Raw genomic sequence first — 24,664 nt, 5'->3', positions numbered from 1 at the left:
AGGCCTATGACAAAAAAGGGGGATCTTAAGGTTATTGTTATAAACAGCCTGATTTGTAAGCTGTTTTTAAACTAAAGATTGAGGTTAGATAAAACATTCGCGAATGGTAATCAATCTCACTATCAACTGCAATTAAATAAGTGTAAAGACGCGTGATGGGCCTAACAGTTTTAGATTTATTGTCGGCTAAGTTCTTTGGGGTTAATGTAACTTTTGTTCACATGAGTGATGTCATGGAATAAACCTTTTTAATCTTGATGACTCATTGGTATCTCTTAATAGCTTTGATGAGAAATCCTCTATTTAGCTAAATGCAACCTTCTGTTAACATTGGCCGTTTCTCTAAATCATTAAGATTATCAGTTCTAGGATTGAACAATGAAAACCTTTGCCCTCTGTTTTTTGTTTATTGTAGTTATCTGTATTTCAGGGCTGACGCTCATTGGCTGCCGCGGGGGAGAGAATGCTGGAAGCGAGCAGGCTATAGCGCAGACTGTGGGCTCTGATAAGCCACTTTTAAATAATGAGTTTGATAGTATTGCCGAGGGATATGTCAAACTCGTCCTTGAGATTGGATTGTATGCTCCCTCTTATGTGGATGCCTATTATGGCCCTGAGACTTGGCGTCCAAAGCCTGAGGTTAAAGAGCTGAAAATTCCACATGAAAGGTTAGCTGGACGCGCGTTAGCATTAAGTACTCGTTTAGCTAGACTCAAAGAGCGGGGGCTTGACCAAGAGCTAGTTCAACGCCATCAATTTTTAAGTAAACAACTTGATTCAATCCCTCACTTTATCGCGACACTGAGTGGCACTTCCTTTGATTTCGATGGCGAGGCCGTACGTTTATATGATGCTAAACCGCCTCACTTTAGCGCTGAGCACTTTGAGGACATCATTGCTCAAATTGATACGCTGGTGCCTGGTGAAAAACCTCTATATCAAAGGGTGGATGTATATCGACGTCAGTTCTTAATTCCTGCTGATAAGCTAGATCTCGTGCTTAGAACCGCGATAGAGGAGGCCCGTAAGCGTACTAAGGCTAATATCACTCTCCCCCAAGATGAAGACTTTCTTATCGAGTATGTGCAGGATCGCCCTTGGAGTGCATATAACTGGTATAAAGGCGAGCATAAGAGTTTGATCCAGATAAATACCAGCTTACCGATATTTATTGATGCCGCAGTGAATTTAGCCTCTCATGAAGGCTATCCTGGGCATCACGTCTTTAATGTACTGCAAGAAACGCATCTGGTGGAGGGGAAAAACTGGCTTGAGTATTCAGTTTATCCACTGTCGAGCCCGAATAGTCTGTTATCTGAAGGCAGCGCCGATGCTGGGATTGCTATGGTATTTCCCGCTGATGAATGGGAAAGCTTTGATCGTGAAATTTTGTTCCCTCTGGCAGGACTCGATCCGAGTGAGGCTCATAGGTATCACAAGTTAAAGAAGCTTTTGGCGCAATTAAGTTACAGCCGCAATGAAGCCGCTCGTTTGTATATGAGCGGTGAAGCTACAGATGAGGCGATCATTGACTGGCTGCAAAATTACAGCCTCAACTCGCCAGTAAGAGCAAAGCATAATCTAAGGTTTATCAAGTCCAGTGGCAGTTATGTGATTAATTACAATTTAGGGGCGGATATTGTTATCGATTATATTGCAAAGTCAGCCAATAAGGATGCAGAGCAAACTTTGGCGGAAACAGAGGCTCAGCGTCGCTGGAGGGTGTTTGAAACCTTACTATCGAATCCTAAAACGGCGTCTTATATGCGCTAAAAAATATCCGACCATGGGTGAGTAATTGTTTCAGGCCTAATTGCTTGCAGCTTAAGGTTTGTCCTATCCTTGTTACAGCGTTAATTGGGTGAGATTACCCCTAGCTTAAATTAGCCGCAGGAACGAGACTGATAATTGCAGAGAGTTAAAGCCCGCTATCGGCGGGCTATAATTTGTTGGCGTGAAAAATGATTGCTTTTTACTGGCTTAAACATTGACCCACTTGCTGTGGGTTAAGCGCTGTAGTTTGAATGTATCCACCGCCCATACAAGCGGTGTAATGGCTAAAGAACTCTTTTAACTGGTCATTCATTGGCAGTGCCGATTGTTGTTTAACCGCAGTTAATGCGTCCTTCAAGCATTGAGATTTAAAAGGCTGCAGTTTAATTGCGCAGCTTTTGGTATCTTTAAAACCTAAACAACGCCGGTATTTATCCTGATTGCAAAGGTAATACTCACCTTGAGTGATTAACTTCTCTAGCGTTAAGGCTTGCTCAACAGCCTTATTCTTCCCGCCCTCTAGTACGGTTTTTTCATCCATATTCACCAACATGAATGACTTTTTGGCAACCACTGAGTCGCGATAAAGAATTTCAAGTGTCCAGCGGCCAGTGACCAACTCATGAGCATCACCGAAATACCACATTGCCAGGTTTTGGTCGTGTTTGAACATGGTGTCTGTCCAGCTTGAGGTGGTGAAGCCTTTACCACTTTTAGGGTCGACAATCTCTGGGTGAGTCATGCGAACTGTAATGGGAAACTGGTTTTGCTTGGCAAGGTGAGAATCGACTTTACCTGAGGCATCTTTAGGTAAATTAACCGCGTAACGATAACCGATATATTGGCCAAGTGTTGGCATCACTAATTGACTGGAATTGACATCATATTGAGCCCCATTCTGGGTAATGGTACCGGCTTCTATAATACTGACTCGGGGCGATAATAGGTTTGAGATATCCTGTTGATTTAAGGCGTTATTGGCGATTGAAACCGGTGTGCCTTCTATCGATAGCATTTTAGGATGATATTGCGGATCAAGTATCAAACTTTGTAGCGGGTTATTAAATGCAACGAGCTTATTCAGTTTGTTAAAGGCTGAAATGTCTAACTCTGTGATGCGGTTATTGTTGAGCTCTAGTTCAATTAAAGGTGCGGCAGGGCTCAATGTCATATCATCAATCTGGTTGTAATCGGCTTTGACTTTTATTAAGCGTGGATTGTGGCTTAAATCCAATTGCTTGAGCTGGTTATTTCTGACCGCAACAACTCTGAGATCAGGGTTGTGTTCGAGATCCAGTGCGGTAAGTTGATTGCTCGGTAGGTAAAGGTGATTAAGTTTAGGGTTATGGGACAGATCTATTTTACTCAAGGTGCCAACCGATAGATTTAATGTCTGTAATTCAGGATTATGAGACAGGTCAATCTCGGTCAGTTGATGGCGGCTTAAGCCTAAATCTCTTAGTTTTGGTAGCGTAGAGGTATCAATTTGAGTCAGTGGTAATTTATAGGCATAAAGGCTTATAAGCTGTGGGTTTTCACTCACATCGACAGTGGTAATGTTATTGCCTGAAATATTGAGTGCAATGAGTAATGGGTTGTTGGACAGATCAATATCAGTAAGCTGGTTATTACCTACGATAAGCCTATCAAGTTGCTCTAGATGACTGACATCAATGTGGCTGATTTGGTTATCCAGCAACACCAATGCTGTCAGTGCTGGCATCAAGCTAATTTCGTCAACATTGGTTATTTGTTGCTTGTTACAGCTAAGCTCAGTGATTTGCTCCAGCTGTTCTATTCCGGCGCTCTGAACACAGAGCGCAAATTGTGGATCGGTAAATTGAACCTCGCTTACTCGTGTTGGGGCTTGTGTGAGGGCGCAGCCACTTAATGCTAACAGGCTAGATGCCAGTAGGCCGACGGTTAACTTCGATGATGTCATTTGATGCTTATCCTTCTGTGCTGACTCGATATCGGTTGTTTATTTCGAGTCAGCGTCATCTAACCAATTAGTGATATATCTGTTTGAGATGCGCAAACTAACATATTTAATGTGGTTGGTGTAAGTATATGAATAAGCTGAATTTGGTTGGCTATACATCCAGTGGGGGCAAATTTGCTTCTATTGCGAAATTTGTTCCTATAAGTGATAGACAATAAAATGAAAAAGGAGCCGAAGGGCTCCTTTTTATCATCAGTAAATAGAGGCAACTAACCTTAGTTAGTTTTATTCGCGTCTCTAATATCCATAATAGGCATTGCCCCTTCGCCCATCATTGTTGTTGGCAGTGCACCGTCCCACGCTTGTGCCTCGGTAAGCTTTACAATCAACGGGTTATTTTTCAGGGCTTTCGCTTTTGCTTCGATAGCTTGGGCTTCGGCTTTACCTTTTAATAGAATTGATTGCGCTTCAGCTTCGGCGATTTTTAAAATACCTTTGGCTTGGGCATCTGCGGTGTTGACTGCGCGCAGCGCCTCAAGGCGTTGACGTTCAAGCTTGTGCTCTTCTGCTGCCGCGAGGTTCTTCTCTGTCTGCTTTATCTCAATCGAATTGATGTATTTTTGCGGCAGAATAATATTTTCAATTTGAATGTTATCAACGATAACGGGGAAACCTTCCATCTCTTCGGCTAAGCGTCGTTCTATCCCTTGAATCGCACTGGCTCTATCTTGGATCAGCTGTTCTGCCTCAAATTGAGGAATGGTGTCTTTTGTTGCTGAACGAAAACGAGGATCAAGAATACGTTGTTCAAACTGCGTCAGTCCGCCGTATCGTTTGAAGAGATCTAATGCCGCCTCTTTATTTACCGTCCAGTTGACGCTGACTTCGATAGTCACCGGCATTTGCTCTTTGGTGCTTGAAGCCATTTTTTCGGCATTTTTACGCGTACGGACTTCAATCATTTCGACAGTTTCGATAAAAGGGATCTTAAAGTGTAACCCCGGGTTTTGTTGATCTTTGGCTTCGCCAAAACGTTTAACAACGCCAACATGTCCTTCAACGACAATGAAGTAGGAATTAAAAATCGTGATAACAAGTAGTACCAGAGGCAGTAATTTTATCACTGACATAGATTTTAAAAATTGAGCTAATTTTGCTTTTTGCTGCGGCATTTTTGTGTCCTTTTTAAATATGCGCAGCAAAGATACCAGTAAAAACAGTCTCGCCGAAACGTTTGTGGTTTTTTTGTTGTGATTTTAGTTGTGACTTGTAGGAAGAGGGGCGGAAACAATATGCAGTGTGACGTTTGCTTTCACTTGTTGAGTACTTTGCTTTGAGTCAGTGTTAGTGAGTTTAGAATATAGGGCTGGCAACCTTGACGGTATACTTTATACGCTGTTGTTGGGTGGTAAGTGAGCTTGTGTTAGTTGATCGCTTTGACTTGCCGCATTTCTGTAGTCTTTTCTTCTAGCTCAGCTTGCTACTTATTGTCGAAATTACTAGTAGTTAAGTCTATATCTAGTCGAATTTTACGACTTTAGGCTAGTTCGGCTTAATACTTTGAGCGGACTCAGAGCTCTTTTTCTCTAAGCATAATCGGTGGCGAAATTCTGATTGTCCCCGTTGCATGCTAGTAAACATCTTTTGCTGCCAGCCGAGTACTCAGAATTATTCATGGATTTTATATAAGAGCGATTGCTCCTTGTCGTGGTAAGCGGGCTAAGTCTGTTACCTCAATATTGTTAATTTAGGGAAAGGTATAGGGATATGAAACACACTAAAATTGCACTGCTGGTCTCATCAGCTATTTTTGCATCGACAAGCGCTTATGCGACGGGAAGCAACAACAATAACGCAGATGTAACTCAAAATGGTGACAGTAACCAAGCATATGTTTTGCAAGCCAACGAAAGTGTGAGCAATACTACGACAGTGGATCAGAACGGTAGTGCAAACCAAGCTTCTGTTTCACAAACTGAAACGGCAAATGCAACGGCTGATATCGACCAAGTCGGTCAAGGCAACCAAGCAAACATTGAGCAGAATGACGAGATCAGCACCTCAACGGCAACAATCGACACCACGGGTAACGCGAACGTATCAAGCATTAGACAGCAACGTGGTACGCAGGAAGAAGCGACTGCAATCATCACTCAAAATGGTGATACCAACAACGCGACTATTTTCCAAGACAGTGCCGATGGCTCGTTATCAAGCATTACTCAGAACGGCTCTGGCGATACAGCATTTATCAATAATCTATCGACAGATCATGCTAGCGCAACGATCACTCAAAATGTGGGTGGCGGTAATAACGCAACCATTCAACAAGGTGATGCTGATTATGCTACTGCAGAGCTAAATCAAACGGGTAGTGCGAATATTGGTGCTATCGACCAATTTACCAATGCAGATGAGTTTTACGATAAGTCTGATTCTACCAGTGCCACTCTTAATCAAAATGGTGTCGGTAACAATGGTTATATTAGCCAAACTGCGATGCAAACCACGGCAAATGTTAGTCAGTTAGGTGATGCAAACATTGCCAGTGTTACTCAAACTGGTGAAGAGGCTGTAGCTAACCTTGATCAAATTGGTAATAACAACCAAGGATTTATTAGCCAACAAGCTAAAGACAGTGTAACCGCAACACAAACAGGCAATGGTAACGGCCTTTTTGCTAATCAAGCGGGTTCAGAGCATTTAGGTAATACGTTAAGCGCTAGCCAAACTGGTAACCTTAACAACATCTATGTAAATCAAACTGCGGATGCGGGGACTTCACAGTCCGCATCGATTGATCAAATTGGTAATGAAAACCAGGCAACAGTGAATCAGTCTGGTGCAGGCCAAAGCGCTAGCATCACTCAAGCAAGTGATTTAAGTGTTGTTTCGTTAAACCAGCAAGATTTTGGCAACAGCGCGACAGTTAATCAAACTGGTACTGTGCAATCTGCAATTATTACTCAGTTTGATGAATCGAACGTTGCAAACGTGACTCAAGGTGGTATGAATAACCAGCTTTCACTAACTCAGAGTGGCAGCACTGCGGGTAACGGTAATGCAGCAACAGTTAGCCAATTGGGTGACGGTGATTCAGCCATCATTACTCAACTTGGCGAAAGCAACACTGCTGTAGTAGAACAAGCAGACGACAGCCATGGTAACAGCATTAGCATTAATCAAAATGGTCTAGGTAACTTTGCTGCAGCAGGCACACGTTTTGGTTCTGGTAGCCAAATAACGATTGACCAGCAAGGTACTGATAACGTCATCATGGGCGGTGGTAATACACCAAGTGGTTATGGTGACACCGTTGGAGCGGGTACTTGGGGGGCTGATAATATCCTTATGGTTTCTCAAGATGGTACAGGTAACCGCGTTTATGCCGATGCAGCACATGATCAGTCTACTGTAGATATCTCTCAGACTGGTGACTTCAACGAGGCATCGGTTGAATCATGGTGGGGAGAGCAAAACGATATCACTGTTGCACAAACGGGTGACTCTCATATTACTGATGTGCATGTTTATGGTGGCGTAGGTAATCATGTTTCTGTTACTCAGTACGATGCAAGTAACACTGCTACAGTGACTTCTGTAGGAAGTCATAATAGTGCGACAATCATTCAGGGCAGCATGCCTCAGTAATGAATAACAATGACTAAAAAAGGGAGCTTCGGCTCCCTTTTTTGTTATCTGCTAATCAGCTCGTTATTGACTTGTAATTTAGCTATTAGGAGTCTGTACTAAGACGATGAAACAGTGAGTCCTTTAGCTCGGCTCTATCATGTTTCAATTGATGCATGGCTTCATCATCAATGGGCGCCCCCCTTAATTCTAAGTTGCGGATTTCCTTATCTAGCGCATTGTAGTGCTTGGTGTCTTTAGCAAAAGCGTCATCAGTTTGGCAAAGCTTAACAATAATATCTTGGTACTCAGGAAACTCATGCATAATTGAGTGGTTTTCACCTAACATATCAACCCCTAAATCGTTAATTAACAGTATTGTTGCCCGTTAAGTAAAGCTAATAGCAAGAGGAATTACAAGTTGATTAGTGGAGGTTTATCACTTCATTTTGCTTTAATTATCGAGCTGCTATTAGGTCATATAGCTCATGAGCTTTATTTAAAACCACGTAAATATACAGCCTGCAGTAGTCGCAGGCATTTATTGAATGTCAATTAGATTGCGCGAATACGCTTTATCTCTGCAGCTTCAATACTTAATGATTCGAGATATATTTGCACGTTTTGCCAATTGGGTAACGGTATACATAATTTATCCTAGCCTTGACGCCAGCGTGAAGTTTCAAGCCTCTACCTATAGGCGGGTCAATAGGATCTTTATCATTAATTATGGTTTGTATTGAATAATACCAAATGCAATTGGTATAGGGACTGTCTGCGCGATACGGATAAGGGGATAGCGATTAATGTCACTAACGTACTCATTATACAGAGACTGTTTTGCTCAAAGAGTGATTTTTAGTCGTCATTTTTTATTGTTTTGTTTATTTGTTTTAGAGTCTCTTCAAATGAGTTATAGAGATAATCTAGCTTAGTTCACTAAAATAAGCGGCTATCACAAACTATTTAAGCAGTTAAAGCATTAGGGAAATAAAGCGAAATACCTAATTATAGGTACCTCTAAATTAGTGTTCGATGATGATCTTTGTCACATATATTGAAAACGAATTGTAATCAGGCTGTAACATTGTTTTAGATCAAAAAGTCACAACTGTTTCATTAATATAACTACTTGTGAGAATGATGAAACAAAAGGATTACAATAAATGAAAGTCCATGCCCTTACCTTAGCTGTACTCGCAAGCTTAGCTTCAACAGCAGCCACTGCTGAAACTGTAGACCCATTAAAGAAAGCGTTTATCGATGACTCTGCAGTTAAAGTGCAGTTCCGTCTTCGCTATGAAGATGTTGATGTTGCGAATGTAGACCAGCAAAACCAAACCACATTGCGCACACGCTTAAACTACCAAACTGGCGATATCTATAATCTATACGCCGTTGCAGAAATTGATGACGTGCGTTCATCTAAGAATGAGCCTTTGATTGGAGATTATAAGTACACTCAAATCAACCAAGGCTATATTGGCTATAAAGGCCCAGCAGAAACCTTAGCCTTGCTTGGTCGTCAGCGTATTTTACTTGATAATCAGCGTTTTGTTGGTGGTGTAGGTTTTCGTCAAAACGAACAGACCTATGACGCAGTGTCCGTTAAGAATACCGCTATTGAAGGTTTAACCGCATTTTACGCTTATGTGGCGAATGTGAACCGTATCTTCCCAGAAGGTTCTGGTAAAGAAGAGAATGAAAGTGAAACTAATTTAGTCAATATCAATTATAAGGCTTTGGATTTCGCGAAGATCTCAGGCTATGCATATTTAATTGATAATCTTGATGTCCCCGCTTTCTCTACCGACACTTATGGTATTCGTGCTACCGGTGATATCAAGCTTGATGTGTTGAAGTTAAGCTACCAAGCTGAACTCGCTCAGCAATCAGAAGCAGCCGATAACCCAGAGACTTATAGCGCGTCTTATTACCACCTAGGTGCTGGAATTAACTTTGATGCTTTTGGCGCAAAAGTAGGTTACGAAGTACTGGGATCTGATGACGGTAAAGCTGGCTTTATTACCCCGTTAGCGACACTACATGCTTTTAACGGTTGGACCGATAAGTTCCTATTTGGCGGTAAAGGTAACTGGGAAAATGGCCTAGTTGACACTAGCTTTACTTTGACAGCAAAGCTTGCAGGGCTCAAGTTACTGGCTAAATACCACAAGTTTGATTCTGACTATGGCGATATTGACATGGGTAAAGAGTGGGGCGTTTCTGCTACCTATCCATTTGCTAAGTACTACAGCGTAGGTGTTAAGTATGCCAGCTTCAGTGGTGCTGATGCTGGCTATAGCTTCTCAAATGATACAGATAAATTGTGGGTAACCCTGCAAGCAAAATATTAAAGATTGCTAGGCGTAAGCCTTAAAGAGTCGTATTGAGCCTAGAGTTAGGTTTACCTCAAGGTTCCCATTGATAAGCAGGAAAATTAATTTGTTCCTGCTTTTTTTATGACAAAAATTCAATACAAAATATTTTAGGGCATAGCTAGATGGAATCAGCTTAAGGGGTTATCTTTTAAGCATAAGCACCAGAGATGACTCCCCCTATACTGAAGTAATCGAAAAGGGGTTAAGGTGCCTTTTAAGGAAGATAGCTATGCAGATGACACTCTCTTTTCTTGGTGCGGCGCAAGAGGTGACGGGTTCTTGTCACCTACTCAATATTGATGGGCAGCAAGTATTACTCGATTGTGGCTTAATCCAAGGCAGCAAGGCTGATGTATTACGTAATCATGAGCCTTTCGCTTTTACGCCATCAGAGATCCACTCGGTGGTATTAAGCCACGCCCACATCGATCACTCGGGTCGACTCCCTCTACTGGTGAAGTCTGGCTTTACTGGGCCAATATATAGCCACAAGGCGACGGTAGAGCTTTGCGCGGTGATGCTTAAAGATGCCGCCATGCTCCAAGCTAGAGATATAGAGAGACTCAATAAGAAGCGCGCCAAGAACGATTTACCCTTACTAGAGCCGTTATTTGACGATGCCGATGTTGACCGGGTCATGCAGCAATTTGTGGCGCTCGATTATGGCGAGAGGGCACAAGTGACGCCAAAGCTTAATGTGTGTTTGTCTGATGCGGGACATATTTTAGGCTCTGCAGTGGTTGAGCTTTGGCTAGGTGAGGGAGCTTCAACTAAAAAGTTAGTCTTTAGTGGCGATCTAGGTCGTGAAGGAATGCCGATATTAGATGACCCAGCGCTCATCGATACGGCGGATCTGGTATTGATGGAAAGCACCTATGGTAATCGCTTGCATCGTAGCTGGGGCGATACCCTTGAAGAGCTGAAATCAATATTTGCGCGTACTATAGAGCAGAGTCGAGGCAATATTTTACTACCTGCATTTTCGGTTGGCCGAGCGCAGGAACTGCTGTATCTGTTTCACCTCTATGCCAAAGAGTGGGATCTCTCTCGCTGGCGTATTTGTCTCGACAGCCCGATGGCGATTAAAGCGACCCAGATCTATGTCGAAAATTATAGCTTGATGGATGAGGATTTTAAGCGTTTTACGCGTATGTCTGTGGGTAAACACCCCTTACTGTCGAATGCTGATTTTATCGATACCACTGAAGAGTCGATGGAGCTGAATCATATTCACCAAGGGCTGATCATTATCGCGGGTAGCGGTATGTGTAATGGTGGCCGTATTCGTTGCCATCTAGAACATAACCTCGCCAATAGTCAGTCAGATGTGATTATCTGTGGTTATCAAGCGCAGGGCACTCCTGGACGACTGTTAGTCGATGGCGCGACAAGCTTAACTATTAGCGGTCAGAGTATTAATGTCGCAGCGAAGTTACATACCGTTGGCGGACTGTCGGCTCATGCCGATCAGGCCGAGTTGCTACACTGGTATCGCCATTTTAACGACACTCCACCCATTGTATTAGTGCATGGCGAGACGGAGGCGCAGCAAGCCTTATTGCAGGCACTCAATAAAGATGCCAGTAATGCCCCCGCTCACAGTGTGATAGCGGAGCAAGGTGACTGCTTAGATCTCATGCAACTGCCTAAGTTTGTTTGGGTAACGGCGTAGCCCATTAACACGAGTCAGCTAACAGATATACAAGAGCGGTCTTAGACCGCAACTTAGTTGTCATACTCGGCGACGGGGATCGCTGGCCAGCGATGTAAAACGGCACAGTTGAAAACAGTACTTTTAGAAAGCTTTGCCGATATAAAATAAGTACTTATGTAAAAGCGATGGCGCAAATGATATTGTTATGCAATGTTTCTTGGTATTTTGAGTGTCACGTTTGTTGACTAAACGATTGTTATTCAACTTGATTATAGCCTCTTGCTGCGCTTCATGCTCTGTGGCGCAAGCTGCTGATATACCAACGGCTAACGCTGAAACGGTAAGCAGCGAAGCTCAACGTAAAACAACCCGACTAAGTGAAAATAAAGAACAAGAACAAGACGCAGTAAATGGGAGCTCAGAGAATGATCCCTGTTATAGCCAGTCACAGATGGAAGGCGCGATAGACCAAGCCTTTGATTACCTCAATACTAAGTTTTGTCAGCCAGCGATATGGTTCGATAACTTCTTTGTTGATGACAGAGTCGAGGATGATGCCAGGGCCGGAACCATAGTGCGTTTGTATAACGATTTTTCTTATTATGAAAAAGAGGGCTTTAAGTACCGAGCCAATCTTAACGCTAGATTACATTTACCCGGCGTGACTAAACGTTTAAAGCTAATCTTGGATTCAACGGGTGAGGACGATCCTTTTGCCTTTATTAAATCTCAAGACAACAATAATGAAAGGGATATCGGCCTGCGGTACGACTGGTATGACAAAGATCGTGTCAGCTTTAATATTAAGGCTAACTTCAAACCAAAGATTGAGGCGCGTTGGCGTTATACCTATCCCATCTCCGACAGCACAGTGACCCGGTTAACTCAGAAACTGTATCAAGAGAAGAAGGTGACCGGAGAGTCGACTGAGTTTGATGTTGAGCATGCTTTTAACGCAACATTCGTTGGCCGTTGGAGCGCAGTTGCACAATACGAGAATCGAGATAATGGCTGGGAGCTTGGCTCTAGCGCCAAGCTGTATCAGTACATCAATAATAAACAAGCGCTAAGTTATCAAGCCAGTATTTACGGCGTTAATGAGCCTTATCATTATGTGAAAAATGCTAGCGTTAGCGTGACTTATCGGCAGAACTTTGCCAGAGATTGGTTATTTTTTGCTATTACCCCTGAGTATAGCTGGAGTAAAGAGGATGAGTTTTCGATGCGTATCAATCAAGTTATCCTAACGTTTACCTTAGAAGTACTGTTTCAAAACGTTTAAAGAGCCATGGGGATAATTGACGTTCGTTATCCCAGAGCTCAATCACTTATTCTGCTTGAGTTAGCTCGGCGATGGGGGCTTCATGCTCAGTATTAAACACTTCGAGGGAAACTGGCGCTGTGATTAACGGTTCTGCAATGTACTCGGCTAAGATAATTAAACTGTCTGTATAAGAAAAGCCATAGCCATAGCCCCCCTCTGTACTCACACCGTTACCTAGAAAGTGTGGGTCGCTGAAATGGTCGCGAAAGGCGAAATCGCCTGAAGTGACAGGGGTTATCTGTACCACTTTATAGCCATCATTGTTTAAGGTTTCAATTGCCAGTTGTAGATCGTTATTGAGGCGCTCGCTATCAATCTTGCAGGTGGAATATTCAAATTCAGATTTTTTTGGTTTAGCGGCCCATACCTCTTCGCGTTTGTCGGTTTCAATCTTGGCGAAATAGCTCTTCACTAATACTATTTTCTGTTTCATAGGGGCGCCTTTAGTCGGTTATAGCCAATGTTGTTTAAATGCGGGTCGTAATGGCTTTAGTTTTGTCAGTTTAACGTTACAGATTACGCTATTCACACAAGCGGGTAAATATCGTTAATTTGTTATTATTCAAGGTGATTATTGAGAAGTTATACTGACTTGTTAGTGTGATTATCCCGGCTGAATTATAGGGGCTCCAATTCATTTTTGATTGATGGTTCTGAGCTGACTTTGCTAGGGGACGGCTAGCTAAAATTATGTTTTGTTGAAAAAAAGTCTTATAATTGTTATGGTTGTGTCGCAATTAATCCAGTCAAATCATGTTTTCAGCGGACTAATTAGAGCATTGATTGTTGTCATCGACCTTAATGTATTAAGGTACAAATCAGTGGTTATATAGCGAATAGGAAAGAGCCTTATTATGTCTAGTATATTGGAACTGAATTCTCTATCGGAGTTGAAGTTTCATATAAAAACCTTCGACGAAAAGCTTAATGAGCAGTTTTTAACACTGCCAGTACAGACTCTTTTAAAGAGGCGTGCTAAGCATATAGACGATATGTTGGTTTCATTATGGAAGATGTACAACCTGCATAATACCTCGATGTCGCTTAATGCGGTGGGAGGCTACGGTCGAAGGGCGCTGCATCCGAGGTCGGATATCGATTTAGCTATTATCATTGAACAAGAATTAACCCCGCATCAGCAAGAACAATTATCGCTTTTCCTCACCCGCCTTTGGGATTTTGGTCTAGATATAGGCCAAACCGTTAGAACGCTACCCGAATCCATCGATGCCGCCGCAGAAGATATCACCATCGCCACCAATCTACTCGACATCCGCTGTTTAGTTGGCGCCAAGAAGCATGCGCAAACTCTTAAAGAGCAGCTTTATCAAAATGAGTTGTGGACCAGTTTGTCTTTTTACGATGCCAAAATGCTTGAGCAGCAGCTTAGGCACAATAAGGCACTGAACACCGCTCTTTATTTAGAGCCCAATTTAAAGAACAACCCCGGTGGACTGCGTGACGTGCATACCATCATGTGGATAGCGCAAAAGCACTTCTCACTGGCTAATGCCAATGCGCTTAAAACCATAGGTTTTTTACAACAAGATGAAGTGTATGAGTTATTAGAAGCTTATGATTTTATTTGCCGAGTTAGGTGGGCACTGCACTGTGTGACACAATCGGCACAAGATGTATTGTTATTTGAGCATCAAGCTAGTGTGGCCGAGTTTATGCAATTTGGTCAGGGCGATAATAGCCAACTAGCCATTGAGCGTATGATGCGCCAGCTTTTTAGAGCCATGACGCGAGTGCGCGAGTTAAACCAGATCATCTGTGACTCTTTTAAGCTCGATACCCTAAATAAATCCGAGCGTGGTAATGTCGAGTCTATTGATAAGTACTTCAGTGTTTATAACGGCTTAATTGAGGTTAAGTTTAATCAGGCATTTATTGATAAGCGCCAAGTCATACGTATGTTTAAGCTTATTGCTGAGAACGATAATATCGATGGCATTTCGCCACAGACATTGAGATTGCTCAGGCAAACCCGCCGTGGATTACTGGGGGAGTTACAAGATTATCAAGGTTGTCGTGAAGAGTTTTTAGCGATTCTTGCGCACCCTAAAGGCTTACGAAAATGCTTAGGGTTAATGCACCGTTATGGTGTATTAGCGGCATATTGCTCCCAATGGCACGCTATTGAAGGGCAGATGCAGTTTGATATGCACAACGCATTTACAGTGGATGAGCATACCTTTAAAGCGATTCAATATATCGACAGTTTCGCCCTCAATAAGAAAAACAGCCTGACCTACTCAATTTATCAAAATATCGGTAATCGCTTTGCGTTGGTATTTGCTACTCTGTGCCATCATTTATCGGGTAAGCAGGCGATTGAGAATAGTGAATTAAGCGCAATTCAAGCCAAAGAGTTAGCCGAAGACCATCTGCTTAAAGGCTCGACAACCTCGCTTATTTATTGGCTAGTAGCGAACCAAGATCTACTCATTAGTGCCATTCAAACCCAAGATATTAGCGATCCTGATGTGATTAAACATCTGGCTAAGGCTATTGGCTCAGAAGGGAAGCTTAACTCACTGTTTTTATTTACAATTGCCGATATGATGGCAACAAATGAAAGCTACTGGAATGACTGGCAAGAAAGCCAATTAACGCAACTGTATATGGCAGTTCGTGAGACGTTAAAGCAGGGGATTGAGAATATCTTCGAGGTGCGAACCGTCATTCGTGAAAATCAAGCAGACGCCAAGGCAGAGCTATTAAGGCATGGTGTTGAAGAGGATCGTCTTGTCCGGTTCTGGCATAGTTTGCCGAATAACTTTTTCAGTGGGAATTCTGTAGAAGATATTGTTGAGATCAGCCAAGGTATTTTAGAAGGTGAAGCTGGCACAACTCGTGTGTTAGTCGGCAAAAATGGCGATAATGGCTTTACCACGATTGTTGTTTATACCCAAGACCGGGCCAAGTTGTTTGTCGATCTGTTTAAGACTTTAGCCAGCTCTAAGCTCAAGGTAAAAGATGCGCAGATGATGCAGACCAAAAATGGTCAAGTATTGGAAATCATCAAGGTGCTAGATCATAAAGATGAACCGATTGATGATGAACCTAGGTTAGAGCAAATCGTTAAACGTATCTATCGAGCGATTGACCAAAAAGACAGACCAAGAAAACTGATGACACCGAGAGCCTTAAAGAATTTTGATAGTCCGCCAGTGGTGACAGTACTGCATACTACAAAGAAAAACCGAGCCTTACTCAAGGTAAATACCTTAGACGATCCTATCTACTTAGAGCAGATCTGTAATCTGTTGTCTGAGCGAAACCTGAGTATCCATTCGGCAAAGATCAGTACGTTAGGTGAATGTACCGAAAACGTATTTTTAGTATCCAACGCGGAGAAAAGCGCGTTTAACCTTGATGAACAGCTAAAGCTAGTGGATATTATTGAGGAAGAGATTGCATAACGTTTGCTAGAATACGCGATTAAATGGCAGATATGCGGGAGATAGGCTTGAAGTTGGTTCTATTTGATTTTGATGGCACTTTGACCCATAGAGATATGTTTACCAAGTTTATTCTTTATTCTGCAACGCCGCTGAGATTAGTGCTTGGCCTAGTCTTTATGTCGCCGCTTTATTTATTGTACAAGTTAGGTCTTATTCCGGCGCGAAAACTCAGACCCTTGGTGAGTTTTTTTGCTTTTGCTGGCCGTAATAAGCAGCAAGTGGATGCCATAGGGCAAAACTACGCTGACAAAGTGATCCCCTTATATCTTCGAGTTGACGCGCTAGAAACCCTCAAACAACATCAACTGGATGGCGCAACGATTGTCTTAGTATCGGCTTCGCTCGATCTCTACCTTAAGCCTTGGTGCCAGATGATGAATATTCACCTTATCTGTAGCGAAATGGCGAGTCAAAATCAGCGCTATACTGGCCGCTATATCGCAGATGATTGCAGCTGCGATGTAAAGGCTGACAACGTCAGTAAACAATTTGCTTTGAGCCAGTACAGTTCAATTTATGCTTATGGTGACACCAAAGAAGACTTAGCTATGTTGGCATTGGCTGATAATGCTTTTATGCAAGGCGTGCAGCTGTAAAGCTCCTTTTACTGATAGGTATTACTGTTATAAAAATAAAGCCCTGTTCAACTCAATAGGGCTTTATTGTTCAAGGCTAATGTATGTGCTCCTATGTACGGAGCCCTACCTTGTCATTGTCATGTCATTGTTTAAGATTCGTTGGGTTACTCTAGGGCTCCATAAATCCCCCCAGTTAAGCGCGCCATCTCAATATGCCATGCGGCTAAATCATCCTTATTAAACTGACTCAGGTCATTATGGCCACAAGCGCAAGCCATCACTTGCATAAGCTGAACAGATGCCTCAAAAAAGTTATGCCACTGCGTGGCAGATTTATCAATGTTGAGCCTTTGGCGAAGCTCTGGTTTTTGAGTGGCGATGCCCGCAGGACAGTTATTGGTATTACACATGCGCGCCGCGACATCCAATGGATTGCATAGCGCTATTTGATAGCGCAACACCATCGGCGCCTAAGGCTAGCGCTTTGACAAAGTCGATAGGGCTAGGCTAGATAGAGGCTTTTAGTGTTTGGGAAAGCAGGGCTGAGTATTGGACGTTAGTTAGGTCAATGTGGCGGTTTTGCCGCTTTAGCAGCCTTGAATGTTTAGCGGTTAACGACTACGTTTTTTACACCACGCTATTGTTAAACGCTTATTTTTTATGAATAAGCTCTCAGTCAAAAGGTATTTAAATGAGTCAGTTACAACGAATTACACTAATCGCCTGCCTTATCTTTGCTTCAATGGTAAGCGCCCAAGAACACTACGACGCGCCATCGAAAGGCGCTAAAGATCTACCCGGTGCAAAGGGAACATTTGCCTTTAAGCCAACAGATTGGATTGCGGGTGAAATCACTTGGTGGAAAGACACTGACGGGGTTGCGCCAGATATAGCGGGTTGCCATGTCGCGACCGATGAAGAGGGAAATTTGAACGGCCGCACCTTTGGTGAAGCCTGTCTCGAAAATGGACTGCTGGTGGAATCTAACCCTGGAAAAGGTGTATTGCATAGCCATGGTGATGATACCGGACATCCAGATGTGTTTGATTGCGATGCTTGGTGTGTGGGCACAGGCAATAGCAGTGGCATGTGCATGGTTGCTCAGGCTGATCCCTGTGGGGCATCTGCCATGTGTCAGTGTCAGTAACAGTGAATAGAAAAGCTTTTTACTTTATGACCTCATTTTAGAATTATTAATGAGGTCATAAAGAGTGAATGAAAGCAATGAGTGTCGCTACCGAAGGAGTCGTTAGAGTCATTTTTTTAGCTGGACAATGTCTTGAGAGCCTTTCATATCAGGGGCTGTAGCGTTATTGATTTATTGGAGTGTTAGTTATTTATTTTATTTTATTTTGGATGAATATTTTTATATTCCAAATCCTAAATATGGTGTAAATTACGCCACCTAATCTAGTTCAACTTGTATTGATAGATAGATGCCTTTGACTGACTCAGATAATCCCTCTTCTGAGCCATTGTGTTATTTATTTTGGATACTCTACACCTCCCCAAGCCATCACTCGGCCCAAGATCTTTAGAGCATTCCCTTTTTTAAAGAGAGTTTCATTGAATATTTTATTTCTGATGTACCCATGGTCAAGCGTTGAGCCTGAAACCGACACTACACTGCGTTTAATTCACGAGTGTGTAGCAAGGGGGCATACGGTTGCGTTAGCGACGACTAGCAACCTAACCATGCGTGATTCAGAAGCCAGTGCTTTTTGCCAGGTGTTTAATAAAGACCAGGTTACACCGACTAATATCGTGTCTTTCTACAAGAGAGCAGAATTTAAGAAGTTACGCTTACCGCTAGCAGGCTTTGACAGCATTATTATGCGTGCTAATCCACCGCTAGATCCTATCGCGCTTAACTTCCTAGATTCAGTGCGTGATGACGTGTTCATCATGAACGATATCGATGGACTTCGTATTGCTAACAATAAGCTTTACACCGCTTCGTTTGATGACCCTAATAATACGTTTATTCCGGTTACTCACGTGTCAAAAACACCTGAGTACTTAGAAGAAGTACTGCGCGAGTCTACGACTGACAAGATGATCATGAAGCCGCTTGATGGCTACGGTGGTCAAGGCGTAATTTTGGTAGAAAAGGCCGCACAAAGCAGCTTCCACTCACTGCTTGAGTTTTACATCAACAGTGGCAAAGGTGGCAACTACGTTATTTTACAAGAGTACGTAGAGGGCGCTGAGCAAGGCGATGTACGTATTTTAATGCTAAACGGCGAGCCTATTGGCGCAATGAAGCGTATTCCAGCACAAGGTGAGGTTCGTTCGAACATTCACGCTGGTGGCAGTGTGGTTAAGCACGTACTGACCAAGAAAGAAAAAGAGCTGTGTAAGCACATCGGTCCTAAGCTGGTACGCGACGGTTTGTTCTTTGTTGGTATCGACGTGATTAACGAAAAGCTGATTGAAGTTAACGTACAAAGCCCTGGTGGCATTATGCGTATCAATAAGCTAAATAACGTTAAGCTTCAAAAGAAAGTCATTGATTTTGTTGAAAGTGTAGTCAATGCCAAAGAAGCATTAACACAGAGAAGAAGCGAGTTTAGAAAGGCGATTGATGATGCTCACATTATCTGAAAAAGAGTGCATTGCGTTAATAAGTAAAGGCGAGTGCTTTCATGCTGAAGTTGAAGGCGGCTCATTTATCGTAAAGATTGATGAGTATTCTCCTGTTGTATGTACGGCTATTCATAATGGTCATCGCCTGCGCGATGACCTTAAAAAGACCTTCTTGCTGACTAAAGAAGAGCGCTTTTATGAAGAAGACCCATACACAGATGAAATGCTGTCGTCATTCCCTATTGTCTTAATAGGTAACGACTCACGTTTTGAATATGACTTGAACCGCCCAAAGGCGCATTCAACCTATTTCAAAACCGCGTGGGACAAGCAAGTTTGGCAAAAGCCACTAAGCACTAAACAGCGTAGCGAAAGCCATGCTAAGCATCAGTCGTTTTATAACGTACTGAGCGCTTTGATTGCGCGCCTTGAGAAGCAGTTTAAAAACTGTATCGTGTTCGATACGCACTCATATAACCATCAGCGTATTGAAGCCGATACGCCGACGTTTAATATTGGCACCAGCCAGATTGATATCGAACGTTGGGCAGGCACGCCTAGCCAGTTTGAGAAGCAACTTAATAAAATTGAGCTGCCAAACCTTGCTGTGCGCGCTGCCACCGATGAAGTGTTTCAAGGCCGCGGCTATTTAATTGCTCATGTAAACGCGCATTTTGACAACACCTTGGTGCTACCCGTTGAAGTCAAAAAAGTGTTTATGGATGAAACCACGGGTGAGTTATACCCACTGGTTTTAGAAGAGCTAAAAGCAGGTATTAAGCAGGCGATATCTGAAACTGCCGCATTCTTTATGCGCCGTTTTGGTAAGCGTAAATCAGTGAGAAATGTCGACTTATTGTCATCGACGTTATCGCCTGAGATTTTATCATTAGATAAAAGCTTATATAAGTTAGCCAATAACGTTGCCACACTGAAATATATTAACCCGATTAATATTGCCAGTGAGCGTAAAAAGTTTTTGGCTCGCAAAGGCGCTGTGGCACCAGAGTTTCGCTATAAGCAGCTAAACCTTAATCCATATCAGTTCCGCGAGCAGCTATATAAGCTACCCGTTGAAAACGTAATGGATGCTGACATTCAGCAACTTTATCGCCATGTAATTGATAACTTAGCGACTAAGATTGACCTGCTATGTTCTATTGGCAATGACGACTTTGTTTATAACTCGCTTAAATACTACGGTCAGCCTGATAAAGACGATATTGCTAACGCAGAGTTTTTACTGCGTGCGCCAGATATCGAAGGCGATGAAGTAGAGCCGAGTTTTGATGCAAGTCATGCGGTTAAGTCATTCCAACAGCAGGCCGATGAGTGGGGCCTTAAGTGTAAGGTCGAAAAGTCATCGCGTATCGTTGCTAAAGCCATGGTCGATAGCGAGAGAAACTGCTTATTGATCAACAAAGATGCGATGTTCACTGCTAAAGAGCTTATCGCGTTTGCTAACCACGAGCTGGGCGTGCATATGTTGACTACGGTTAACGCGCGTCGCCAAAAGTTAAGAGTGCTGTCATTAGGGCTTGTGGGTAACACCCATACTCAAGAAGGTGTGGCAATTTACAGTGAGTATTGCTCAGGTAACTTGACGCTCAATCGCCTTAAAATCTTGGCTTTGCGTGTGGTTGCAGTAAACCTGATGCTAGAGCAGCGTGATTTCTCGATGACCTTCCAAACGTTAATGCGTGAATATGGTCAAACAACTGAGCAAGCCTTTACCTTAACCACGCGTGTTTATCGTGGTGGCGGCTTCACTAAAGACTTCCTTTACCTAAAGGGCTTTAGAGATATCGTTAACCTCAGCAAAACAACGCCGCTAGATAATTTATTAGTGGGTAAAGCTGGTATTTTGGACTTGTCGATCATTAGCGAAATGGTTGACCGTAACATGCTTGAAAAGCCAGTGCCGTTGTTTGAGCTTAAGCACAAATCATCTGCCGATACTGCAGTGATTGATTATTTGGTTTCGGCAATCCGCTAACCTTAATCAGCCGTTGCGAGCATTTCAGCTTGTAAGCAGATACAGCATAATGAAAACGCCTTGTTCCTAATGGAGTAAGGCGTTTTTTTGTTTCTGGCCTTAATGATAATCGACCCGTTCGACTGAGTTGTTTGCATCTGTAACTTACTGCTTTATGCTGCTTTGTAGGACCTAAGACAAAAAAAACTAACAGGGCGGACAAGTCGATGAAACTGAACCTGAGAATAAGTCAACGAATGTTCCAAGCAATAAGCCTACTAATGCTAGGCCTTTTAGCGATAGCGAGTGCTAACGCATTGGAGGCTGAGAAGATCGCTTCAGGATTCAAGGTTCCATGGGGGCTGGCTTACGTTGATGCCAATACCATGCTCATTACCCAGCGAGATGGGCTGATTAAACAGCTTAACCTTAAAACCGGTGAGCATAAGACCTTATTCAAGCCCGCTAATGTATGGGCTGAGGGGCAGGGGGGACTACTGGATATTGCGCTATCTCCTTTTGATGCCAATTTAAACAGCAAGCTTAGCAGTAAAACAGTTTATCTCACTTACAGCAAAGACGTAGAAGGTCAGGGCGCGACCGTGCTGGCATCCGCTACCTACCAAAACGGTAAACTGACAGATTGGCAGGACGTGTTTGTGTCAAACTCCCGCTCAGACACCGGCAGGCATTTTGGTAGTCGTATCACCTTTGATAATAACAGTGTGTACTTTTCCATTGGCGATCGCGGCGTACGTGAGAACGGTCAAGATACCTTAACTCATGCAGGCGCTATTTTGCGTTTAAATCCAGATGGCAGCACACCAAGCGACAATCCGTTTATTAACAATAAAGCTGTGCTAGATGAGATCTGGAGTTACGGACACCGCAATCCACAAGGCTTATTCTTTGATGCCGATAGCCAAAATCTGTGGTCAATTGAGCATGGTCCTCGCGGCGGCGATGAGCTTAACCTTATTAAAAAGGGCGCAAATTATGGCTGGCCGATAACCTCACACGGTAAAGAGTATTGGGGGCCGCTTAGTGTTGGCGACGGTAAATTAAAAGAAGGGGTTGAACCACCGGTTAAGGTGTATATCCCCTCTATCGCACCCGGTAGTTTAGTGCTTTATCGAGGCGATAAGTTTCCGCAGTTAAAGGGTAAGCTGCTTGCTGGCGCATTGAAGCTAACTCACATCAATGTGATTAGCATTAATGATGCTGATGAGGCTGTTGCCGTGCAGCGAATAATGTCAGAGCTTGGCGAGCGGATTCGAGATATTGAAGTCTCGCCCAAAGGCGATATCTATTTCAGTACTGATAGCGGCAATATTTATAAGCTTAAAAGATAGGTTCTAGGAAAAGCTAAGAAAGGTCCTAGGTCCTAGGAAAGTCGGAAAAGCGGTGGCTGTTGTAGGTCGGGCTTTAGCCCGTCAAGCTTGTGCTTTTCCTAGCAGGGCGAAGCCCGTCCTCGCAGCGAAGCGTCCTAGGTTCTAGGGCCTATGCTCTAACCTTAAGTTCTGTACAACACTTTAGTTACGTGATCATTGCCAGTAACTTGGTTGGCTGATTTATGTTCTGTACAACACTTTTATCACATGCCAACCGAACTTAGTCTTAACCAAATGCGGTGTGATGAGCTCACCTGTAAAGCAAACTTTGTCAAATTGCGGCACCATCTGACCTTTCTTAAATTCGCCTAAACTGCCGCCTTTCTTACCCGATGGGCAAGTTGAGTGCTTCTTGGCTAGTACGTCAAACTTAGCCCCTTTATTGAGCTGCTTAATAATATCTTCGGCAAGTGTTTGGTGTTTCACCAAAATGTGTAATGCGGCTGCAGTGCGCGCCATCTTAAGGCCTATATAATTTGAAACTAATGGGCGAGATTATATCGTTTATGGTGTGTCTTAGGCTAGCGTTAAGCTAAAGTGACGCTGATATACGCATTCGTGTGTCGTTATTGCTTGCTCTATAATGATGGCCTTAAAGTCACATAACAGTCTCAGTTGGGAACCGATAAGTGTTAAAAAGCCGCAGTTATAAACGTATAGGTCCAGACTATCGCTTTGATGAACAAGTGAGTTTTGTTGATATCAAACAGGTATTCGGTCTTGGTCATATTCGCCTTGGTAAGTGGGTTGAAAACGAGGAGCGGGATAAAGCGGCTAACCTGATTTTTGATTCGTTAGCAGATTTAGCCTTTATTTTAAAGTTGCCACCTAAAGCTCTTGGCCTGCGTGAAACTTTAAATCTTGCGTTTGGCAGCGGCGGCCAAAAAGGCGTACAAGCCCATTATGCGCCGCATAAGCGAGAGTTAGCCTTGGCTAAAAATGCTGGCGCAGGCGCGCTTGCTCATGAGTTCTGGCATGCGTTTGACCATTATATTGCGCCTAAATCTTTTCATACGGCAGCGGGTGCGATCTCCTTTGCTAGCCACAGCTGGATAGCCGATGTTAAGCCGATAAAGCATCCGCTGAATCAGCGTTTAGAGCGGGTATTTGAGGTGACGATGCTTTCTGATAATGGCAGCGATGGCCATGACTATGTCAGTCGGGCAATTGCGCTCGATAAGCAGTACAGTACTCAGTACTTTTCACGGCCAACCGAGTTAATGGCGCGGGCCTTTGAGAGCTGCATTGAGTCTTATCAAGATATTAGTAATCCTTACCTGGTAGATGAAACGGTAAAGTCGTCACTATTTGATGCGGGCGGTTATCCGACGCTTGAGCATAGACAAGCGATTTTTAAAACTCTCATCGCTTATTTTGAGCCTTTAGGTGATGCGATAGGGCGAGAGTAGCAGTCATCTTAAATCAGAGAAGCTAACGAAAAACGGGGGGCTTTTCGTTAGCTTAACGGTGTTAAAACGTGACTGAGTAGTTTGCGTCTTGTGGGGACGTCATTGCGATATCGGTAATCGTTGTTGTACCTAAGCTATAAGGTGCAATTTTAGCGGCAATTTTATTAGCGCCATTAGAGAGTGCGAATTGATGGAAACTCTGACCGTTACACATGAGTTTAGGAAACACTCTGCGCTTGTTGATTTTATGTTCCTGCATGGTTCTGTTAAACAAAAAGAGGTTGTTACTTAAGCCTGTTTTACAGACGGCGATGAGTGTTTTCTCTAAATTAGGTTCCATTGCTGCTGATGCATTAAAGGTGATAGAGCTTAGTACCATCGCGGTTAATGTAATCATTTTCTTCATCGTTTGCTCCTTGCGTTATGAACTTAAATTAGCTTTAAGCTATGCGTTTGCATGGAGCTATTTAAGCGCAAGCTAATAAGAAAAGATGTGCTAACTTTGTATACAATTGTATCTTTATCTTTATCTCAATTCAGTTGATGTCTGC

Annotated in this window: 18 protein-coding genes and 1 pseudogene; 12 read left to right on the top strand and 7 right to left on the bottom strand. The window is 43.1% G+C overall.

Annotation, left to right across the window (positions count from 1 at the left end):
- Positions 1-378 precede the first annotated feature (378 nt).
- Positions 379-1,773 (top strand): hypothetical protein, encoded by a 1,395-nt coding sequence (locus tag ACVBIL_RS13265; protein WP_447167446.1) that lies wholly within the window; start codon positions 379-381, stop codon positions 1,771-1,773.
- Positions 1,774-1,972: 199 nt separating this feature from the next.
- Here ACVBIL_RS13265 and ACVBIL_RS13260 read toward each other — a convergent pair whose 3' ends face one another.
- Together ACVBIL_RS13260 and ACVBIL_RS13255 are read right to left on the bottom strand one after the other, a co-directional pair.
- Entirely contained in the window at positions 1,973-3,715 is a 1,743-nt protein-coding gene (locus tag ACVBIL_RS13260) for a leucine-rich repeat domain-containing protein (protein ID WP_447167445.1), read from the bottom strand.
- 275 nt (positions 3,716-3,990) lie between these two features.
- A complete protein-coding gene (locus tag ACVBIL_RS13255; RefSeq protein ID WP_447167444.1) occupies positions 3,991-4,887 on the bottom strand; it encodes a prohibitin family protein in 897 nt (298 codons plus the stop codon).
- 595 nt (positions 4,888-5,482) lie between these two features.
- On the opposite strand from ACVBIL_RS13255, the gene ACVBIL_RS13250 reads away from it, so the two are divergent.
- Positions 5,483-7,366, top strand: coding sequence for a beta strand repeat-containing protein (locus ACVBIL_RS13250; RefSeq protein ID WP_447167443.1), 1,884 nt, complete (start codon positions 5,483-5,485; stop codon positions 7,364-7,366).
- Positions 7,367-7,451: 85 nt separating this feature from the next.
- Here the strand turns inward: ACVBIL_RS13250 and ACVBIL_RS13245 are convergent, their stop codons facing one another.
- Positions 7,452-7,694, bottom strand: a complete 243-nt coding sequence (locus tag ACVBIL_RS13245) for a YdcH family protein (protein ID WP_447167442.1) — start codon at positions 7,692-7,694, stop codon at positions 7,452-7,454.
- Positions 7,695-8,511: 817 nt separating this feature from the next.
- On the opposite strand from ACVBIL_RS13245, the gene ACVBIL_RS13240 reads away from it, so the two are divergent.
- The 3 genes from ACVBIL_RS13240 to ACVBIL_RS13230 all read left to right on the top strand — a co-directional run bounded on the left by ACVBIL_RS13240 (position 8,512) and on the right by ACVBIL_RS13230 (position 12,662).
- Positions 8,512-9,702, top strand: a complete 1,191-nt coding sequence (locus tag ACVBIL_RS13240) for an alginate export family protein (RefSeq protein WP_447167441.1) — start codon at positions 8,512-8,514, stop codon at positions 9,700-9,702.
- A 253-nt stretch (positions 9,703-9,955) separates the two neighbouring features.
- Positions 9,956-11,398: an MBL fold metallo-hydrolase RNA specificity domain-containing protein gene (locus ACVBIL_RS13235; protein ID WP_447167440.1), complete on the top strand. Its 1,443-nt coding sequence runs from the start codon at positions 9,956-9,958 to the stop codon at positions 11,396-11,398.
- Between the two features lie 211 nt (positions 11,399-11,609).
- The gene (locus tag ACVBIL_RS13230) at positions 11,610-12,662 is read left to right on the top strand and encodes a hypothetical protein (protein ID WP_447167439.1); all 1,053 of its coding nucleotides are present in this window, start codon (positions 11,610-11,612) and stop codon (positions 12,660-12,662) included.
- Between the two features lie 46 nt (positions 12,663-12,708).
- On the opposite strand, the gene ACVBIL_RS13225 is transcribed toward ACVBIL_RS13230, so the two are convergent.
- Complete coding sequence (locus ACVBIL_RS13225) at positions 12,709-13,137, bottom strand: hypothetical protein (RefSeq protein WP_447167438.1); 429 nt, start codon at positions 13,135-13,137, stop codon at positions 12,709-12,711.
- A gap of 421 nt (positions 13,138-13,558) precedes the next feature.
- Here ACVBIL_RS13225 and glnD point away from each other — a divergent pair, with 421 nt between their 5' ends.
- Both glnD and ACVBIL_RS13215 read left to right on the top strand, forming a co-directional pair.
- Positions 13,559-16,132 carry a [protein-PII] uridylyltransferase gene (glnD, locus tag ACVBIL_RS13220; protein ID WP_447167437.1) on the top strand — a complete coding sequence of 858 codons (2,574 nt, stop codon included), beginning with the start codon at positions 13,559-13,561 and terminating at the stop codon, positions 16,130-16,132.
- A gap of 47 nt (positions 16,133-16,179) precedes the next feature.
- Positions 16,180-16,770: an HAD-IB family hydrolase gene (locus ACVBIL_RS13215; protein ID WP_447167436.1), complete on the top strand. Its 591-nt coding sequence runs from the start codon at positions 16,180-16,182 to the stop codon at positions 16,768-16,770.
- 146 nt (positions 16,771-16,916) lie between these two features.
- On the opposite strand, the pseudogene ACVBIL_RS13210 reads toward ACVBIL_RS13215, so the two are convergent.
- A pseudogene (locus ACVBIL_RS13210) lies at positions 16,917-17,253 on the bottom strand (glutamate synthase-related protein); the annotation flags it as partial.
- Positions 17,254-17,443: 190 nt separating this feature from the next.
- Between ACVBIL_RS13210 and ACVBIL_RS13205 the strand changes: the two are divergent.
- The 4 genes from ACVBIL_RS13205 to ACVBIL_RS13190 all read left to right on the top strand — a co-directional run bounded on the left by ACVBIL_RS13205 (position 17,444) and on the right by ACVBIL_RS13190 (position 22,665).
- Positions 17,444-17,899 carry a hypothetical protein gene (locus tag ACVBIL_RS13205; protein ID WP_447167435.1) on the top strand — a complete coding sequence of 152 codons (456 nt, stop codon included), beginning with the start codon at positions 17,444-17,446 and terminating at the stop codon, positions 17,897-17,899.
- 419 nt (positions 17,900-18,318) lie between these two features.
- Positions 18,319-19,356, top strand: coding sequence for a glutathione synthase (gshB, locus tag ACVBIL_RS13200; RefSeq protein WP_447167434.1), 1,038 nt, complete (start codon positions 18,319-18,321; stop codon positions 19,354-19,356).
- Positions 19,337-21,334 carry a flavohemoglobin expression-modulating QEGLA motif protein gene (locus ACVBIL_RS13195; RefSeq protein WP_447167433.1) on the top strand — a complete coding sequence of 666 codons (1,998 nt, stop codon included), beginning with the start codon at positions 19,337-19,339 and terminating at the stop codon, positions 21,332-21,334. The genes gshB and ACVBIL_RS13195 overlap by 20 nt, the downstream gene beginning before the upstream one ends.
- A gap of 206 nt (positions 21,335-21,540) precedes the next feature.
- Positions 21,541-22,665: a PQQ-dependent sugar dehydrogenase gene (locus ACVBIL_RS13190; RefSeq protein ID WP_447167432.1), complete on the top strand. Its 1,125-nt coding sequence runs from the start codon at positions 21,541-21,543 to the stop codon at positions 22,663-22,665.
- A 219-nt stretch (positions 22,666-22,884) separates the two neighbouring features.
- Here ACVBIL_RS13190 and ppiC read toward each other — a convergent pair whose 3' ends face one another.
- Positions 22,885-23,163 carry a peptidylprolyl isomerase PpiC gene (gene ppiC, locus ACVBIL_RS13185; RefSeq protein WP_012156435.1) on the bottom strand — a complete coding sequence of 93 codons (279 nt, stop codon included), beginning with the start codon at positions 23,161-23,163 and terminating at the stop codon, positions 22,885-22,887.
- 170 nt (positions 23,164-23,333) lie between these two features.
- Between ppiC and ACVBIL_RS13180 the strand changes: the two genes are divergently transcribed.
- The gene (locus ACVBIL_RS13180; protein ID WP_447167431.1) at positions 23,334-24,113 is read left to right on the top strand and encodes a CLCA_X family protein; all 780 of its coding nucleotides are present in this window, start codon (positions 23,334-23,336) and stop codon (positions 24,111-24,113) included.
- 61 nt (positions 24,114-24,174) lie between these two features.
- Here the strand turns inward: ACVBIL_RS13180 and ACVBIL_RS13175 are convergent, their stop codons facing one another.
- A complete protein-coding gene (locus ACVBIL_RS13175) occupies positions 24,175-24,519 on the bottom strand; it encodes a DUF3718 domain-containing protein (protein WP_447167430.1) in 345 nt (114 codons plus the stop codon).
- Between the last annotated feature and the right edge of the window lie 145 nt (positions 24,520-24,664).

The sequence above is a fragment of the Shewanella sp. 125m-7 genome (assembly GCF_052977045.1).
Note: the sequence above shows the minus strand (reverse complement) of the source record. Positions and strands in the feature narration are given on the sequence as shown.